The organism is Streptomyces sp. NPDC045431, assembly GCF_040646655.1.
In the GTDB taxonomy this organism is placed as follows: Bacteria; Actinomycetota; Actinomycetes; order Streptomycetales; family Streptomycetaceae; genus Streptomyces.
In genome coordinates, this window is record NZ_JBEZAQ010000019.1 from 67561 (window position 1) to 83955 (window position 16395).

Below are 16395 nucleotides of genomic sequence, written 5' to 3' on the forward strand. Positions count from 1 at the left end.
CTAACGCAAAACAGCCAACTTGTTCAGCGGACCTGGTCCACGTCGACGAGGTCGACCCGGATGCCACGACCGCCGAGGGCCCCCACGACGGTCCGCAGAGCACGAGCGGTGCGGCCGTTGCGGCCGATCACCTTGCCGAGGTCGTCGGGGTGGACCCGGACCTCCAGCACGCGCCCGCGGCGCAGGTTGCGCGAGGCGACCTGCACGTCGTCGGGATTGTCGACAATGCCCTTCACGAGGTGCTCGAGAGCCTCCTCGAGCATGCTCAGGCCTCGGTCGACTCGGTGGACGCGGCGTCCGCCTCGTCCGCCTTCTTGTCGGCCTTCTTGGCCTTCGGGGTGATGGCCTCACCCTTCGCCTCGTCGCCCTCGAGCGCCTTCGCGAAGGCGTCGAAGGAGGCGCGCTTGTCTTCCTTGGTCGCCGGGGCGAGCAGCGGCTTCTCCGGGGCCGGCAGGCCCTTGACCTTCTGCCAGTCGCCGGTGAGCTTCAGGATCGCGAGGACCGGCTCGGTCGGCTGGGCGCCGACGGACAGCCAGTACTGCGCACGCTCCGAGTCGACCTCGATGCGCGACGGGTTCTGCACCGGGTGGTACAGGCCGATCTCCTCGATGGCCCGGCCGTCACGGCGGGTACGGGAGTCGGCGACGACGATGCGGTAGTGAGGCGAACGGATCTTGCCCAGACGCTTCAGCTTGATCTTGACTGCCACGGGTGTGGTGTCTCCTGGTCTTGACGTGGTTGGGCACGACGAGATGCCACGTGGGGTTGCGGTACTCGGGTGCCCGATGGACGCGTCAGCCGGAGGAGAGAGGGGTCCTGTTCGACTGTCGAGTACAGCTAGCCATTGTGCCACACCACGCGGGGTCAGCTCGCCGCGCCCACCGCTTCGGGAATACGGAACGGCTTCCCGCAGCCGCCGCAGACGATCGGCGCCTGTGCGAGGACCGAGGGGACCACGCGGACGTTCCGCCCGCAGTCGCAGACCGCCTTGACCCGCACCCCGCCGCCGGAGGAGCCGTGGCGCGCGGCCGGCCCCCGGAAGGAGCGCTTGGTGTCGGCGGCCGTGGCGGCCGTGTGCGCCTTCAGGGCGCGCTGGAGCCGCTCGATCGTCGGACGGTACCGGCGCTTGGCCTCGGGGCTGAGCGTGACCAGCGAGAAGCCGCTGCTCGGGTGCGGCTCGTCCGGGTGGTCGAGGCCCATCTCCTCGGCGATCGCCAGGAATCTGCGGTTGTGGTAGCGGCCGGCGCGCGAGGTGTCGCGGACTCCTCGGGCGGCGGCGATGCCGTGGACTGCCTCATGGAGCAGTCGCTCGAACGAGAGCTCGGCGCCACAGGCGGACGACGACTCTCCGATCAGGGATTCGGGCGCGGCGAGATCGGGCAGCTCGGGGTGGTGCCGCTGAATGTCGGCCCACGCCTGTGCCAGCTCTGCGGCGAGAACAGGTGGTGTCGTGCTCACGTCGTGACAACGAGCCGGAGTGCCTGTGGGTTCCATTCCGGGGCATCCCAAATAATTTGCACGTACCCGTCAGTTGCCGTTGATGCGTCCTGACGAGGGCCAGTGCGCCGATGTACGGAGAAGGCTCACAGCTCGCACCAAGGTGGTACGTAGTGCCGCGCACGCCCCCGCGCCCACACTCCGGCGCGGAGCGCTCGCGGAGGGCGGCCGCGGTGTGACAGTACTCCGGCGCGCGGAGGCGCGCGGCACCGGCCCGTTGCCATGGCGGGATTCGCTCGCCGCCCCCACTATGAGAGAAGTTCGTGCCGACTCGGGGGCGCACGCCCGGGGCACGCAAGCATTGCGTCCCGACCCCTGGACACCGGGGGCGGATGCGGAGTTCCCTGGGCGTCGGGGAGTGCGCGCGCACGCACACGGGGGCTGTCAATCAGGGCACAGACGCACAGATGGACCTCTCGGCGGATTGGGGCGCTTTCGATGACACCTATGCTCGTCCAGCACCACCCCCACCCGGCTTCGGCTCCTCCGGCGACGGATGGGCCCGGCCGAGCCCGCGACTGGGCGGAGATCCAGGAGCGGATGCTCGTCCCGCTCTACGAAGCGGTGTACCAGCACCTGGAGGTCGGCACCGGGACGCGGCTGCTGGGTCTCGGTTGCGGCTCGGGACTCGCCTTGCTGATGGCCGCCTCCCGCGGCGCGCAGGTCACGGGCTGCGACACCGACCACGCGCGCGTGGAACTGGCCAAGGAGCGGCTGCTGCCCGGCACGGGGGCGCACGCCTCCGGGGCGCAGGACTCCCCGCGCTGCGGCGAGCCGAAGCTCCTGTACGGCGGGCCCGCCGAGAACGCGGACCCCACCCGTCCGGCGTACAACCTCATCACCGCCTTCCAGCCCATCGGCTGCACCGCCGGGGACTCCGAAGGGCTGGTGCCCGCCCTGGTCAGCGGCGTACGGCTGGCGGAGCGCGGCAGCGCCGTGGTGCTGGCGGGCTGGGGCCCGCCGGAGCGGTGCGCCACCTCCACCGTGCTGCGGGTCGCGGGACGGCTCACCGAGCGGCTGCGCACGCGGGCCGGCTGGCGCCCGGCGAACCGCGACGACCTGGAGGACGTGGCCGCGCGGGCGGGGCTGAACCCCGACGGCTCGGGACGGGTGGCCTGCCCCTTCGGGTACGCCGACATCGAGAGCGCCGTCCGCGGCCTGTTCTCGACGGGCCTCTTCGACGCGGCGGTGGAGGCCTCCGACCAGGAGACCGTCGAGAAGGAGGTCACCGAGGCCCTCCACCCGTACGTACGGCCCGACGGCACGGTGTGGATGCCGAACGTCTTCCGCTACCTGGTGGCCAGAACGCCCTGAACCGTCACTCCTCCGCGTGCGCCTTGGCGAGGCGGGGGATGCCGGCCGCACGGTAGGCCTCGGCCTCCTCCAGCGTCTCGTTCTCCAGGAGCGCCGCCGCCAGCGCGTCCAGCTTGGGGCGGTGCTCCTGGAGGAGCCGGCAGGCGTGTTCGTAGCACTCGTCGACGATGCGGCGCATCTCGTGGGCCACCGCGTCCAGGGTCGCGGGCGCGGCGGAGAGCCCGTACGCCTGCTGCGCGTCGCCGGGGATCGCGCTGAGCCGGCCGACCCGGTCGCTCATGCCCCAGCGGCCCGCCATCCCGCGGGCGATGTTGGTGACCTGCTCCAGGTCGCTCTCCGAACCCGTCGTGACGACCCCGAAGACGACGTGTTCGGCCGCCATCCCGCCCAGTGCGCCGATGATCCGGCCGCGCAGGTAGTCCTCGGTGTACGCGTACTTGTCGGCGTCCGGCGTCGACAGGGTCACGCCGAGGGCGCGCCCGCGCGGCACGATGGTGACCTTGCGGACCGGGTCCGCGCCGGGCTGGAGCATGCCGAGGAGCGCGTGACCGCTCTCGTGGTACGCGGTGCGGCGGCGCTCCTCCAGCGGCATGACCAGGGCGCGCTCGGCGCCGAGCTGGACCTTCTCCAGGGCCTCGGAGAGGTCCGTCTGGGTGACGCGCGGGCGGCGGCGCTTGACCGCGATCAGGGCGGCCTCGTTGGCGAGGTTGGCCAGCTCGGCGCCGGTCATGCCGGGGGTCGTACGGGCGACGTGGGCCAGGTCGACGTCCTCGGCGAGCGGGATGTCGCGGGTGTGGATCCGGAGGATCGCCTCGCGGCCGCCCCGGTCGGGCGGGCTGACGTGGACGATCCGGTCGAAGCGGCCGGGCCGGGTCAGGGCCGGGTCGAGGACGTCGGCGCGGTTGGTGGCCGCGATGACGATGACGCCTTCGGAGCCCGAGAAGCCGTCCATCTCGGTGAGGATCTGGTTCAGCGTCTGCTCGCGCTCGTCGTGCCCGCCCATGGCGGCGGAGCCGCCGCGTACGCGCCCGATGGTGTCGATCTCGTCGATGAAGATGATCGCGGGGGCGACCTTGCGGGCCTCGTTGAACAGCTCCCGTACGCGCGAGGCGCCGACGCCGACGATCATCTCGATGAACTCGGAGGCCGACGCCGAGAAGAACGGCACCCCCGCCTCACCGGCCACCGCCCGCGCGAGGAGCGTCTTGCCGGTGCCCGGCGGGCCCGCGAGCAGCACACCGCGCGGCATCTTGGCGCCCATGCGCCAGTACGCGTCCGGGTTCTTCAGGAAGTCGACCACGTCGTTGAGCTCGCCCTCGACCTCGTCGATGCCGGCGACGTCGGCGAAGGTCGTGCGCTGCCCGGCCGTGACCTCGACCGGCTTCGGCGGCGCCTTGCGGCCGAGCATGCCCCCGGCACCGCCCAGCCCGGCGCTCATCCGCCGCGAGATGAACACCCACAGCAGGACCAGGAGGAGGATCGGCGCGAGTGAGAGCAGCAGGTTGGCGACGAAGCTGGGCCTCTCGACCACCGGCTCGGCGGTCACCGTGACCTTCTGCTTGGTCAGTTCGGACCAGAGGCCGTCGTCGGCGAAGGCCGGCCGCTGGGTGGTGAACCGCTGGCCGTTCTCCAGCTCGCCCTCGATGGCGTCACCCTTGGAGTAGATCTTGGTGACCTTGCCGTCGGTGACCTGCCGGCTGAACTCGGTGTACGAGATGGTCTTCCCGTCGCCGTCGCCGAAGTACGACAGGGCGAGGTTGGTGAGGACGAACACGGCCACCGCGGCGAGGATGAGCGCGATCCACCCGCCGGGCATCTTCCGGCGCGGCGGCGGTGGCGGAGGCGCGCCCTCGGAGCGCCAGGGCTGGTCGGTGCGGTCGCGTGGGGGTACGGAATTGGCCACATTGCCATCATGCGAGACCGCCGTGAAAGCGGCATTACGGGCGCCGCGCGCCGTGGTGGGCGTACGGCGAAGAGACCGAAGGGGCGCCCACCACCTGGTGGACGCCCCTTGCGCTCAGCCGTCGTACGCGGCCGTCAGACCGTGATCAGCCCATGAACTTCTTGAACTCGTCCGGAAGCTCGAAGTCCTTGCCCGGCTGGCCGGGCGGCAGGCCGAAGGCGCCGCCCTGCTGGGCCGCCTGCTCGCGGCGGGCGGCCTCGGCCGCCTCCTCGGCCTTCCGCTTCATCGGGTTGCCGCTCTTGCGCTTGCCCTTGGCCTGCTTCTGCTGCTTCTTCTGACGGCCGGGGCCGCCGCCCATGCCGGGGATCCCCGGCATGCCCGGCATCCCGCCGCCCTGCGCCATGCGGGACATCATCTTGCGGGCCTCGAAGAACCGCTCCACCAGGTTCTTCACCGCGCTGACGTCGACACCCGAACCACGGGCGATACGCGCCCGGCGCGAGCCGTTGATGATCGTCGGGTCCTGGCGCTCGCCGGGCGTCATCGACTTGATGATCGCGGCCGTGCGGTCGACGTCCCGCTCGTCGATGTTGTTGATCTGGTCCCGCATCTGCGCCATGCCCGGCAGCATGCCGAGCAGCTTGGAGATGGAGCCCATCTTCCGGACCTGCTCCATCTGGGCCAGGAAGTCGTCGAGGGTGAAGTCCTTGCCCTTGGAGGACGCCAGCTTGGAGGCCATCTTGGCGGCCTCTTCCTGGCTGAAGGTCTGCTCGGCCTTCTCGATCAGCGAGAGGACGTCACCCATGCCGAGGATGCGGGACGCCATGCGGTCCGGGTGGAACGCGTCGAAGTCGTCCAGCTTCTCGCCGTTGGAGGCGAACATGATCTGGCGGCCGGTGACGTGCGCGATCGACAGGGCGGCACCACCGCGGGCGTCGCCGTCGAGCTTGGACAGCACGACGCCGTCGAAGCCGACGCCGTCGCGGAAGGCCTCGGCGGTGTTGACCGCGTCCTGACCGATCATGGCGTCGACGACGAAGAGGACTTCGTCGGGCGAGACCGCGTCGCGGATGTCCGCGGCCTGCTGCATCAGCTCCTGGTCGATACCGAGGCGGCCCGCGGTGTCGACGATGACGATGTCGTGGAGCTTGGTCTTCGCGTAGTCGATCGAGTCCTTGGCGACCTGCACCGGGTCACCGACGCCGTTGCCCGGCTCGGGCGCGTACACGGCGACGCCCGCGCGCTCGGCGACGACGGCGAGCTGGTTGACGGCGTTCGGCCGCTGGAGGTCACACGCGACGAGCAGCGGCGAGTGGCCCTGGCCCTTGAGCCAGAGGCCGAGCTTTCCGGCGAGGGTGGTCTTACCGGCACCCTGGAGACCCGCGAGCATGATCACGGTGGGCGGGTTCTTGGCGAACCGGAGGCGCCGGGTCTCGCCACCGAGGATGCCGATGAGCTCCTCGTTGACGATCTTGATGACCTGCTGCGCGGGGTTCAGCGCCTGCGAGACCTCGGCGCCGAGGGCCCGCTCCTTGATCTGCTTGATGAAGGCCCGCACGACGGGCAGGGCCACGTCGGCCTCGAGCAGCGCGATACGGATCTCACGTGCCGTGGCGTCGATGTCCGCCTCGCTGAGGCGGCCCTTGCCTCGGAGGTTCTTGAAAGTCGCTGCAAGGCGGTCGGAGAGGGTATCGAACACGGCGGTCGCGGATCCTCGGGTGTAGGGGGCGGGCGGACAGTCGAACCCAAGGGTATCGGGCTTGAGCCGATCCGTAGCAGCCCCGTCATGCCCGCAGTGCTGCTTCCAGGGTGCGTGCCACTTCCGCCGCCTCCTCGGGGGCCAGCGGGGCGCCGGCGGCGTCCGTGACGTAGAAGGCGTCCACCGCGTTCGCCCCCAGCGTCGAGACGTGCGCGCTGCGCACCCGTACCGCCGCCGACTCCAGCGCCCGCCCGATGCGGTGCAGCAGGCCCGGGGCGTCGTGGGCGCGGACCTCGATGACCGTGGCCAGCGCGGAGCCGGCCGGGGCGACCGTGACGCGGGGTGGCGGGGCCGTGGCGCCGTGGCGGCGGGGGTAGGCGGCCTCGCGTTCGGCGAGGCGGGAGCGGATGTCGAGGGAGCCGTCCAGGACGCGGACGAGGTCGGCGCGCAGCCGGGTGGCCTGCGGCAGGGAGCCGTACTCGGCGGCGACGCGCCAGTTCAGTACGAGGACCGCCCCGCCGCCGCCGAGCCCCGTCGGCAGGTCGATCGCGCGGAGGTCGGCGGAGCGGACGGTGAGGCGGTGCAGGGCGAGGACGCCGGCCACGGCGGGCAGGACGCCCGGCCGGTCGGGGAGGGCGATGAGCAGCTCGACGCCGACGGGTTCGGGTGCGTCGCCGTCGGCCGGGCCGTCGGCGTGCAGCGTGAGGACGGGTTCCCCGGTGCGCAGGGCCTCCACGGCGAGGCGCTCCTCCTCGGCGCCGGGCGCGGCGGGTTCCGGGGCCGGGGGTGCCTCGCCCGCGAGGGCGCCGGCGACCCGCTTGACCAGGTCCGCGACGAGGGAGGCGCGCCAGGAGGACCAGGCGGCCGGGCCGGTGGCGAGCGCGTCGGCCTCGGTGAGGGCGTGCAGGAGCTCCAGCGTGGACGCGGAGCCGACGGCCGCGGCGACGGAGTCGACGGTCGCGGGATCGTCGAGGTCGCGGCGGGTGGCGGTCTCGACGAGCAGGAGGTGGTGGCGTACGAGGGTGGCGACGACGGCGGTGTCGTGGGGGTCGAAGCCGATGCGGGCGGCGATGTCGCGGGCGAGGGGCTCGCCCACGACCGAGTGGTCGCCGGGGCGGCCCTTGCCGATGTCGTGGAGGAGGGCGGCGACGAGGAGGAGGTCGGGGCGCCCGACGCGGCGGGCCATGGCGGAGGCGCGTACGGCGGTCTCGACGAGGTGCCGGTCGACGGTCCAGGTGTGGACGGGGTTGCGCTGCGGGCGGCAGCGGACCCGCTCCCATTCGGGCAGCAGGCGGCTGATGACGCCCTCCGCCTCCAGGGCCTCCCATACGGGCACGGTGGACTCCCCCGCGCCGAGCAGGGTCACGAGCGCCTCGCGGGCCTCGGCGGGCCACGGCACCGGCAGCGGCTTGGTGGCGGCGGCCAGGCGGCGTACGGCGTACGGGGAGAGGGGCAGGTCCGCCTGGGCGGCCGCCGCGGCGGCGCGCAGCGGCAGGGCCGGGTCGCGTTCGGGGCGGGCGGTGCGGGCGAGGACGGCCTCGCCGTCCATCTCGACGACGCCCTCGGCGAGCGGGGAGCGCACGGCGGGCTGCCGTCCGAGGAGGGCGCGCAGCCGGGGGCGTACGGCCCGGGCGCGCAGGACGCGGTTGACCTCGCGCCAGGTGACGTCGCCCGCGTACGAGAGGGTGCGGGCGGCTTCGTAGACGCTGCGGAGCAGGGCGTCGGCGTCGGGCAGGCCGAGGGCGGCGGCGACCTGGGGCTGCTCCTGGAGGGCGAGCCGGTCGGTGGCGCGTCCGGTGACGAGGTGGAGGGCGTCGCGGGTGTCGAGGAGGGTGCGGCGGGCCTCGGCGAGCCCTTCGCGGGGGGCGTCGGCGAGCCAGGAGGCGGCGACGGCGCGCAGGGCGGTGGCGTCGCGCAGGCCGCCTCGGGCCTCCTTGAGGTCGGGTTCGAGGAGGAACTGGAGTTCGCCCTGGCGTTCGGCGCGCTCGCGGCAGAGCGCGTCGAGTTCGGGGAGGCGCTTGGGGGCCTGGTTGCGCCAGTCGGCGAGGACGGCGGTGCGCAGGGCGGTGACGAGGCCGAGGTCGCCGGCGAGGTGGCGGGCGTCGAGGAGGCCGAGCTGGACCTTGAGATCCTCGGCGGCGGTCTTGCGGGCCTCGGCGAGGGTGCGTACGGAGTGGTCGAGGGCGAGGCCGAGGTCCCAGACGGGGTACCAGATCCGGTCGGCGAGCGCGGCGATGGCGGCGGGGTCGGCGGTGCCGTCGTGGAGGAGGAGCAGGTCGAGGTCGCTGCGCGGGGAGAGCTCGCCGCGCCCGTACCCGCCGACGGCGACGAGCGCCACGCCGCGCGCGGGGGCCGCCGGGGCGAACAGGCCGGTGAGCCAGTGGTCGGTGAGGCGGGAGAGGGCGGCGCGGCGCGGCGGCCCGGACCGCGCCTCCCGGGTCAGGAGGTGCAGCCGGGCCGCCGCGTAGCCGCTGGGTCCCGAGTCGTCGGCTTTCACATCGTCGGTGCTCGTCACCCAGGGGCTCCTTGGAAGGCGTGTTCTACAGGGCGTCGGGGCCGCGTTCGCCGGTGCGGACCCGGACGGCGGTGTCGACGGGGACGCTCCAGACCTTTCCGTCACCGATCTTGCCGGTGCGGGCGGCCTTGACGATGACGTCGATGAGCTGTTCGGCGTCGTCGTCCTCGACGAGGACCTCGATGCGGATCTTGGGCACGAGGTCGACGGTGTACTCGGCGCCCCGGTAGACCTCGGTGTGGCCGCGCTGGCGGCCGTAGCCGCTGGCCTCCGTGACCGTCAGTCCCTGGACCCCGAAGGCCTGGAGGGCCTCCTTGATCTCGTCGAGCCGGTGCGGCTTGACGACCGCCGTGATCAGCTTCATGCGTCCACCTTCTTGTTCTCCACTGCGGGAAGGGTCTCCGGGGCCGGGGCGGGCTTGCGCGAGCCGGTTCCGCCGCCGGCGCCGCTGAAGTCGTAAGCCGTCTCGGCGTGCTCGACGCGGTCGATGCCGGAGACCTCGTCATCCTCGCTGACCCGCATGCCCATCGCCTTGTCGATGACGAAGGCGAGCAGCGCGGAGACGATCAGGGAGTAGGCGAGGACGGCGAAGACGCCGATGGCCTGCTTGCCGAGCTGCTCCAGGCCGCCGCCGTAGAAGAGGCCCTTGGCGTCGGACTGGACGCCGCCGGTGGCGAAGAAGCCGACGAGCAGGGAGCCGGCCACGCCGCCGACGAGGTGGACGCCGATGACGTCGAGGGAGTCGTCGTAGCCGAACTTGTACTTCAGGCCGACGGCCATGGCGCAGAGCAGACCGGCGATGGCGCCGATGGCGATCGCGCCGAGCGGGGAGCAGGAGCCGCCCGCCGGGGTGATGGCGACGAGTCCGGCGACCGCGCCGGAGGCGGCGCCGAGGGTCGTGAAGGCGCCGTGGCGGATCTTCTCGTACGCGAGCCAGGCGCACATGGCGGCGGCGGTGGCGACCTGGGTGTTGAGGAACATCACGGCCCCGACGCCGTCGTCGTTGCCGAGCCAGGAGCCGGCGTTGAAGCCGAACCAGCCGAACCACAGCAGCCCGGCGCCGAGCATGACCAGCGGGAGGCTGTGCGGGCGCATCGGGTCCTTCTTGAAGCCGACGCGCTTGCCGATGACGAGGATCACGCCGAGGGCGGCGGCGCCGGCGTTGATGTGGACGGCGGTGCCGCCCGCGAAGTCGATGACACCCATCTCGAAGAGCCAGCCGCCGGCGCCCCAGACCCAGTGGGCGACCGGGAAGTAGACGACGGTGACCCAGAGGGCGATGAACAGCGCCCAGGCGGTGAACTTCACGCGGTCGGCGAGGGCGCCGCTGATCAGGGCGGGGGTGATGATGGCGAACATCAGCTGGAAGGCGGCGAATACGTACACCGGGATGGTGTAGCCGTCCCAGAGCTCGGTGATGCCGATGCCGCTGAGGCCGACGTACTCGGACGACCACCCGATGAGGGAGCCGGAGTCGGTGCCGAAGGCGATGCTGAAGCCGTACAGCACCCACAGGATCGTGACGATCCCGAGGCTGATGAAGCTCATCATCAGCATGTTGAGGGTGGACTTCACCCGGACCATGCCTCCGTAGAAGAAGGCGAGGGCCGGTGTCATCAGCATCACCAGGGCGGAACAGATGAGCATGAACCCGGTGTTCGCGGCAGACAGCGTGGGTGCGTCTGCGGCAAGGGTCGTGATGCCTGGGGGCATCGGCGTCTCCTCGTCTCGGTCGGCCTGTGCGGGGCGGTGCCGGTGGTGGCTACACGGCTATGAGGGGTGGCCGGTTATGAGCACCGAGGTTGGCGCAGCGCGGTTTCGGTCGATGCCGCACGATGTTTCGCCGCAGTGACGAAGAGCCCCCGCGTGTTACGCGGCGGTGAAGCGCAGGGTCACGGGAATGTAACGCGGGTACCGTGCGGGCGCGGCCCGGCACCAGCCCCGCGCGGAGTCCGGCACGGCGCGGGACCGGCCGCGACGGTCACCCTGTTGACCTGGCGTGAGGGAGCCGAGTCGGGCTGTACAGGGGTGACGGTCGCGGCCGGGGTCTGGGTGGCTCGCGCGGTCAGACCGCTTCGGCGGTCTCGGGGAGCTGGGCGGTGAGCTTCTCGGTGAGCCGGGCGACTTCCGGTACGTCGCCGAAGTCGCGGGCCGCCGTGTCGACGGTCTTGCGCAGCCGGGTGTTGACCCGCTCCGACCGGACCCGCTTGGCGACGTGCAGGGCCTGCTCGGCGAGGGCGGTGGACTGCTCGGGCTCGCGCTTGAGCAGGTGCACGGTGGCCATGCCGATGAGGTTGAGCGCGTACGACCGCTGGTGCTCGTCGTCCTTGCGGAACAGCTCGACGGCGCGCTGCATCACGGGCTCGGCGAGGGAGGCGTACGTGGGACTGCGGCCGGCCACATAGGCGAGGTCGCGGTAGGAGTGGGCGTTCTCGCCGTTGAGCTCGGCTTCGGAGAAGAAGCGGATCCAGTCGGGCTCGGGCTCGCCGTCGAGGCCCGCGTCGGCGAAGGTGTCCTCGGCCATCCGTACCGCGCGCTTGCACTTGCTGGGCTGGCCCATGTTGGCGTACGCGCGGGCCTCCATCGCATACAGCATGGCCTGGGTGCGCGGGGTGGCGCAGTCGCGGCTGCCGTACTGGGCGAGGTGGATGAGTTCCAGCGCGTCGTCGGGCCGCCCGAGGTGGATCATCTGGCGGCTCATGGAGGAGAGGATGTACGAGCCGAGGGGCTTGTCGCCGGCTTCCTTGGCGGCGTGCAGCGCGAGCACGAAGTACTTCTGGGCGGTGGGCTGGAGGCCGACGTCGTAGCTCATCCACCCGGCGAGCTCGGCCAGTTCGGCGGCGCAGGTGAAGAGGCGGCGGGCGGTGGCGGCCGGGTGCGGCTCCTGCAGGAGGTCGGTGACCTCGTGGAGCTGGCCGACGACCGCCTTGCGGCGCAGTCCGCCGCCGCACTGGGCGTCCCACTGGCGGAACATGGCGGTGGTGGACTCCAGCAGGTCCAGTTCCGGTGTGGACAGCCGGGTGGGGCGGCGCGGTCCGCCGGACTGCTCGGTGCGGCCGCCGGTGTCACCGGCGGGGGTCGGGACGAGCCAGCGCTGCATGGGCTCGATGAGGGCGGGGCCGGCGGCCAGGGCGAGGGACGTGCCGAGGAAGCCGCGCCGGGCGAGCATGAGGTCGCTGCGGGAGAAGTCGCTGAGCAGGGCGACGGTCTGGGGTCCCGCCCAGGGCAGGTCGACGCCGGACACCGAGGGTGACTGGTGGGCGGTGCGCAGGCCGAGGTCCTCGACGGCGACGACCGTGCCGAACCGCTCGGAGAACAGCTCGGAGAGGATGCGCGGAATGGGCTCGCGCGGCTGCTCGCCGTCGAGCCAGCGCCGTACGCGCGAGGTGTCCGTGCTGATGTGGTGTGCGCCCATCTGGCGCGCCCGGCGGTTCACTTGGCGCGCGAGCTCGCCCTTGGACCAGCCGCTGCGCACGAACCACGAGCTCAGTTGCTCGTTCGGGCGCTTGCCGGCATTCGTACCGTCTGCGCCGCTGCCGCCCACTGGAACGCCCCCATCCGCTGTCGTCGCTTGTCGCGCGAACCGTTGTCAGAATGCCGTCGATCGCGACCGTCCGCGTACGAAACGCGGAACCGGCTTGCCCCCGGCATACCCAAGAGGAACGGCCACCACCCCGGTTTCATGTACCGAAAGTAATCCTACGATCACCGATCAGGCGAGGTCGTTTCCATAAACGCCACCATTCGCCACCCCTTCGAATGAACTCGCCCCGCCCCAGGCGCGATTCACTTGACGCACGACGACCAGGAGCCGGCGGATCGTCGTACCGCGAGGCGCGCGTGACGGCTCGCACGACCCTCGATGCCTCCGCGCGCCACCCGTCGGGGCATGGCGGCGACGCAGCGTCACGAGAAGACTCCGGGTCGTAACCACCGGCGAGTTCACCCGTTGGAGGGGGCATGGGCTTCACGATCGGCTCGACCCGCACCCGCACCCGCATCCGCGACATCCGGCGCCGCGGCATGCGCACCGCGGAGTGCACCGTGGTGGCGGAGTACACCGGCCTGTGGGGCTGGGACGTGGTCCCGGGCGCCCGCGCCGCCTCGGGCCGCTGCTCCTGCGGCGACCCGGCCTGTACGGCCCCGGGGGCGCATCCCCTCGACTTCGCGCCCGAGGTGCCGGCGGGCGCGACGCTCGACACCGTCACCGAGGCGTGGTCCCGGTTCCCCGGCGCCGCGCTGATGCTGCCCGTGGGGCGGACGTTCGACGTGCTGGAGGTCGCCGAGCCGGCGGGCCGCCGGGCGCTCGTCCGCCTGGAGCGGATGGGCCTGCCCCTGGGGCCGGTGTGCGCCACCCCGACGGGGCGCGCGCAGTTCTTCGTGGCGCCCGGCGCGGCGGCGGAGCTGCCCGAGCTGCTGTACCGGATGGGCTGGGACGACGCGGACCTCGACCTGCAGTGCCTGGGCCCCGGCGCGTACATCACGGTCCCGCCGTCCGACCACGCGGGACTGGGCCCGGCCCGGTGGCTGCGGCCGCCGTCGCTCGACGCGGGGGCACCGCCGCAGGCGCGGCTGCTGCTGGGGACGCTGGCGTACATCTGCCACCGCTCGGCGGGCTGACGCGAAAAAAGGGGGGCCCGGGGGTGGACCCCGAGCCCCGGACCCCGCGCTGGGGTCAGTCGCCGATGAGCGCGTCGACGAACGCCTCCGGCTCGAAGGGAGCCAGGTCGTCCGGGCCCTCGCCGAGGCCGATGAGCTTCACCGGGACGCCCAGCTCGCGCTGGACCGCGACGACGATGCCGCCCTTGGCCGTGCCGTCCAGCTTCGTCAGGACGATGCCGGTGATGTCGACGACCTCGCGGAAGACGCGCGCCTGCACCAGGCCGTTCTGACCGGTGGTGGCGTCGAGGACCAGCAGGATCTCGTCCACCGGGCCGTGCTTCTCGACGACGCGCTTGACCTTGCCGAGCTCGTCCATCAGGCCCGTCTTGGTGTGCAGCCGGCCCGCCGTGTCGATCAGGACGACGTCGGCGCCCTCCGCGATGCCCTCCTTGACCGCGTCGTAGGCGACCGAGGCCGGGTCGCCGTTCTCGGGGCCGCGGATCGTGCGGGCGCCGACCCGGTCGCCCCAGGTCTGGAGCTGGTCGGTGGCGGCGGCGCGGAAGGTGTCCGCCGCGCCCAGGACGACCGAGCGGCCGTCCGCCACCAGTACGCGCGCGAGCTTGCCGGTGGTCGTGGTCTTGCCGGTGCCGTTCACACCGACGACCATCACGACGGCCGGGGTGTCGAGGTCGCTCTCCGTCTTCAGGGAGCGGTCGAAGTCCGTGCCGACGAGGGTGAGCAGCTCCTCGCGCAGCAGCGCGCGCAGGTCCGCCGGCGTCCGCGTGCCGAGCACCTTCACGCGCTCGCGCAGCCGCTCCACCAGCTCCTGGGTGGGCGCGACGCCGACGTCCGCGGTGAGGAGGGTGTCCTCGATCTCCTCCCAGGTGTCCTCGTCGAGGTGCTCCCGGGACAGCAGGGTGAGCAGCCCCTTGCCCAGGGAGGTCTGCGAACGGGCCAGCCGGGCGCGCAGCCGGACCAGCCGGCCCGCGGTGGGCTCCGGGACCTCGATCTCGGGCGCGGGCGGCGCCGCGACGAGCGGGTCCTCGACGGCCGCCGGCGCGTCGAGCGCCTCTTCGGCCGTGGGGAGGTCCACCTCCTCGATGGTGCGGCGCGGTTCCTCCCGCGGTGTCTCCGCCTCCTCGCCGACGTGCGGCTCGGCGGGCGGAGCGGTGATGGTCGGCGTGGACGACGGCGCCTGGGGCGGCGGCAGCTGCTTCTTCTTGCGGCTGCTGACCACAAGGCCGCTGATCGCGCCGACCGCGACCAGAGCGATGACTACAGCAAGGATGAGGATTTCCATAACGCGACCAGTATCCCCCAGGGCCGTAGGCCCCTATCTGGAGCTTTTGGGGTGAATGTACGATGTCGTGAATCCCCCACCTCTCGCACGGAGCTGATCCATGCCCCACGCCTCCGAAGCCGAAGGCGCGATAGAGACCCGCGGCCTCGAACCCGTCCCCGACGGGGAACGCACCGGCCATGTCCGGGAGCTGTTCCCGACCTGGGTGGCCGCGAACATCAGTGTGCTGCTCCTCACCATGGGCGCCGGCCTCATCGTCTTCAACGGCCTGAACATCTGGCAGGTCCTGGTCGTCGCGCTCGCCGCGCCCCTCCTGTCGTACGGGATCGTCGGTCTCATCTCGATCGCGGGCAAGCGCGGCGGGTCGCCCGGCATGGCGCTGTCGCGGGCGGTCTTCGGCCAGCGCGGCAACCTCTTCCCCGGCTCGCTCATCTGGGTGGCCCGCTGGGGCTGGGAGACGATCAACGCGGTCACCGGCGCGTACGCCGTGCTGACCGTGCTGGACCTGCTGGTCGGTGTGAAGAGCAGCACGCCGCTGATCGTCGTCACGCTGCTGTTCTTCGTCGCCGCCACGTTCGTGGTGTCGGGGCTCGGCATCAACGCGCTGCGGGTGTGCAGCACCTGGTCCACGTACCTCTTCGGCGCCTTCTCCGTGCTGGTGATGGTCTACCTCGTGGCCGACACCGACTGGGGCGCGGTCTTCGACAAGCCGGCCGGGTCGACGGCGATGCTGATCGCGGGCATCGGCACGATCGCGGCGGGCGGCATCAGCTGGGTGCCCTCCGGTCCGGACTTCACCCGCTACCTGCCGCGTACGGCGTCGAACCGGGCCGTGGTCGGCTCGACGGTCGGCGGCGCCGGGATCGTGGTGCTGCCGATGGTGCTGATGGGCGCGGTGATGGCGGTGTCCACGCCGGACCTGGCGTCCGCGCAGGACCCCGTGTCGTTCATCGGCGAGCTGCTGCCGGCCTGGATCTCGGTGCCGTACCTGATCATCGCCCTCATCGGCATGCTGCTGATCAACTCGATGTCGATGTACTCGGCCGGCTTCACGGCCCAGACGCTCGGCATCAACGTCCCGCGCGCCTGGGCGGTCAGTGTGAACGCCGTCATCTCGCTGGTCTTCGGCTTCCTGCTGATGGTGGTGGCGACCAGCTTCATCGGCTCGTTCATCTCCTTCCTGACGCTGCTGGCGGTGGCGTTCTCGGCGTGGATCGGCGTCTTCGGCGTCGACATGCTGCGCCGCCGTTCGTACGACGGCCAGGCCCTGATGGACACCACGCGCACCAGCGCCTACTGGTACCGGGGCGGCTTCGCCCCGCAGGCCATGGCGGCGTGGGCCGTGGCGCTGCTGGTGGGCCTGGCCTTCACGAAGGTCGACTGGTTCGCCGGGCCGCTCGCGGAGTCCTGGATCGGCCGCAACGGGCTGGGCTGGCTGGTGACGATCGTGGTGGCGGCGGTGCTGTACGCCGTGCTGCCGCGCGCGGCCGCGGCGGCTCCCGTCGAGGCGTCGGACGAGCCCGAGCGGGCCGCGGTCTCGGCCTGAGCCCCGGCGCCGCGCCGAC

13 protein-coding genes are annotated in these 16395 nt (G+C 72.2%); 3 read left to right on the top strand and 10 right to left on the bottom strand.

What is annotated here, in order from left to right:
* Nucleotides 1-23: 23 nt before the first annotated feature.
* From AB0A69_RS28700 to AB0A69_RS28710, 3 genes are all read right to left on the bottom strand, one after another.
* Nucleotides 24-263, bottom strand: a complete 240-nt coding sequence (locus tag AB0A69_RS28700; RefSeq protein WP_030267150.1) for an RNA-binding protein — start codon at nucleotides 261-263, stop codon at nucleotides 24-26.
* A gap of 2 nt (nucleotides 264-265) precedes the next feature.
* Complete coding sequence (rpsP, locus tag AB0A69_RS28705) at nucleotides 266-709, bottom strand: 30S ribosomal protein S16 (protein ID WP_361428074.1); 444 nt, start codon at nucleotides 707-709, stop codon at nucleotides 266-268.
* A 155-nt stretch (nucleotides 710-864) separates the two neighbouring features.
* Entirely contained in the window at nucleotides 865-1494 is a 630-nt protein-coding gene (locus AB0A69_RS28710; protein WP_361428076.1) for a hypothetical protein, read from the bottom strand.
* 441 nt (nucleotides 1495-1935) lie between these two features.
* Between AB0A69_RS28710 and AB0A69_RS28715 the strand changes: the two genes are divergently transcribed.
* Nucleotides 1936-2811, top strand: coding sequence for a methyltransferase domain-containing protein (locus tag AB0A69_RS28715; protein ID WP_361428078.1), 876 nt, complete (start codon nucleotides 1936-1938; stop codon nucleotides 2809-2811).
* Nucleotides 2812-2815: 4 nt separating this feature from the next.
* Here AB0A69_RS28715 and ftsH read toward each other — a convergent pair whose 3' ends face one another.
* The 6 genes from ftsH to AB0A69_RS28745 form a co-directional block, all read right to left on the bottom strand.
* Nucleotides 2816-4714: an ATP-dependent zinc metalloprotease FtsH gene (gene ftsH / locus AB0A69_RS28720; RefSeq protein ID WP_361428080.1), complete on the bottom strand. Its 1899-nt coding sequence runs from the start codon at nucleotides 4712-4714 to the stop codon at nucleotides 2816-2818.
* 145 nt (nucleotides 4715-4859) lie between these two features.
* Complete coding sequence (gene ffh, locus AB0A69_RS28725; protein ID WP_361428082.1) at nucleotides 4860-6413, bottom strand: signal recognition particle protein; 1554 nt, start codon at nucleotides 6411-6413, stop codon at nucleotides 4860-4862.
* Nucleotides 6414-6498: 85 nt separating this feature from the next.
* Nucleotides 6499-8928: a [protein-PII] uridylyltransferase gene (locus AB0A69_RS28730; RefSeq protein WP_361428084.1), complete on the bottom strand. Its 2430-nt coding sequence runs from the start codon at nucleotides 8926-8928 to the stop codon at nucleotides 6499-6501.
* A 25-nt stretch (nucleotides 8929-8953) separates the two neighbouring features.
* Nucleotides 8954-9292: a P-II family nitrogen regulator gene (locus AB0A69_RS28735; RefSeq protein ID WP_361428086.1), complete on the bottom strand. Its 339-nt coding sequence runs from the start codon at nucleotides 9290-9292 to the stop codon at nucleotides 8954-8956.
* Entirely contained in the window at nucleotides 9289-10641 is a 1353-nt protein-coding gene (locus tag AB0A69_RS28740) for an ammonium transporter (RefSeq protein WP_361428088.1), read from the bottom strand. The genes AB0A69_RS28735 and AB0A69_RS28740 overlap by 4 nt, the downstream gene beginning before the upstream one ends.
* A gap of 352 nt (nucleotides 10642-10993) precedes the next feature.
* A complete protein-coding gene (locus AB0A69_RS28745; RefSeq protein ID WP_361428090.1) occupies nucleotides 10994-12472 on the bottom strand; it encodes a hypothetical protein in 1479 nt (492 codons plus the stop codon).
* Nucleotides 12473-12888: 416 nt separating this feature from the next.
* Here AB0A69_RS28745 and AB0A69_RS28750 point away from each other — a divergent pair, with 416 nt between their 5' ends.
* Nucleotides 12889-13548, top strand: coding sequence for a bifunctional DNA primase/polymerase (locus AB0A69_RS28750; protein ID WP_361428091.1), 660 nt, complete (start codon nucleotides 12889-12891; stop codon nucleotides 13546-13548).
* Between the two features lie 55 nt (nucleotides 13549-13603).
* Here the strand turns inward: AB0A69_RS28750 and ftsY are convergent, their stop codons facing one another.
* Nucleotides 13604-14830 carry a signal recognition particle-docking protein FtsY gene (ftsY, locus tag AB0A69_RS28755; protein WP_361428092.1) on the bottom strand — a complete coding sequence of 409 codons (1227 nt, stop codon included), beginning with the start codon at nucleotides 14828-14830 and terminating at the stop codon, nucleotides 13604-13606.
* Nucleotides 14831-14930: 100 nt separating this feature from the next.
* On the opposite strand from ftsY, the gene AB0A69_RS28760 reads away from it, so the two are divergent.
* Nucleotides 14931-16376, top strand: coding sequence for a cytosine permease (locus tag AB0A69_RS28760; RefSeq protein WP_361428094.1), 1446 nt, complete (start codon nucleotides 14931-14933; stop codon nucleotides 16374-16376).
* Nucleotides 16377-16395 lie beyond the last annotated feature (19 nt).

Coding starts and splice junctions, on each gene's coding strand:
- AB0A69_RS28715 (WP_361428078.1), top strand. CDS start 1,936: ATGACACCTATGCTCGTCCAGCACCACCCCCACCCGGCTTCGGCTCCT.
- AB0A69_RS28750 (WP_361428091.1), top strand. CDS start 12,889: ATGGGCTTCACGATCGGCTCGACCCGCACCCGCACCCGCATCCGCGAC.
- ftsY (WP_361428092.1), bottom strand. CDS start 14,830: ATGGAAATCCTCATCCTTGCTGTAGTCATCGCTCTGGTCGCGGTCGGC.
- AB0A69_RS28760 (WP_361428094.1), top strand. CDS start 14,931: ATGCCCCACGCCTCCGAAGCCGAAGGCGCGATAGAGACCCGCGGCCTC.
- AB0A69_RS28740 (WP_361428088.1), bottom strand. CDS start 10,641: ATGCCCCCAGGCATCACGACCCTTGCCGCAGACGCACCCACGCTGTCT.
- AB0A69_RS28700 (WP_030267150.1), bottom strand. CDS start 263: ATGCTCGAGGAGGCTCTCGAGCACCTCGTGAAGGGCATTGTCGACAAT.
- AB0A69_RS28710 (WP_361428076.1), bottom strand. CDS start 1,494: ATGGAACCCACAGGCACTCCGGCTCGTTGTCACGACGTGAGCACGACA.
- AB0A69_RS28735 (WP_361428086.1), bottom strand. CDS start 9,292: ATGAAGCTGATCACGGCGGTCGTCAAGCCGCACCGGCTCGACGAGATC.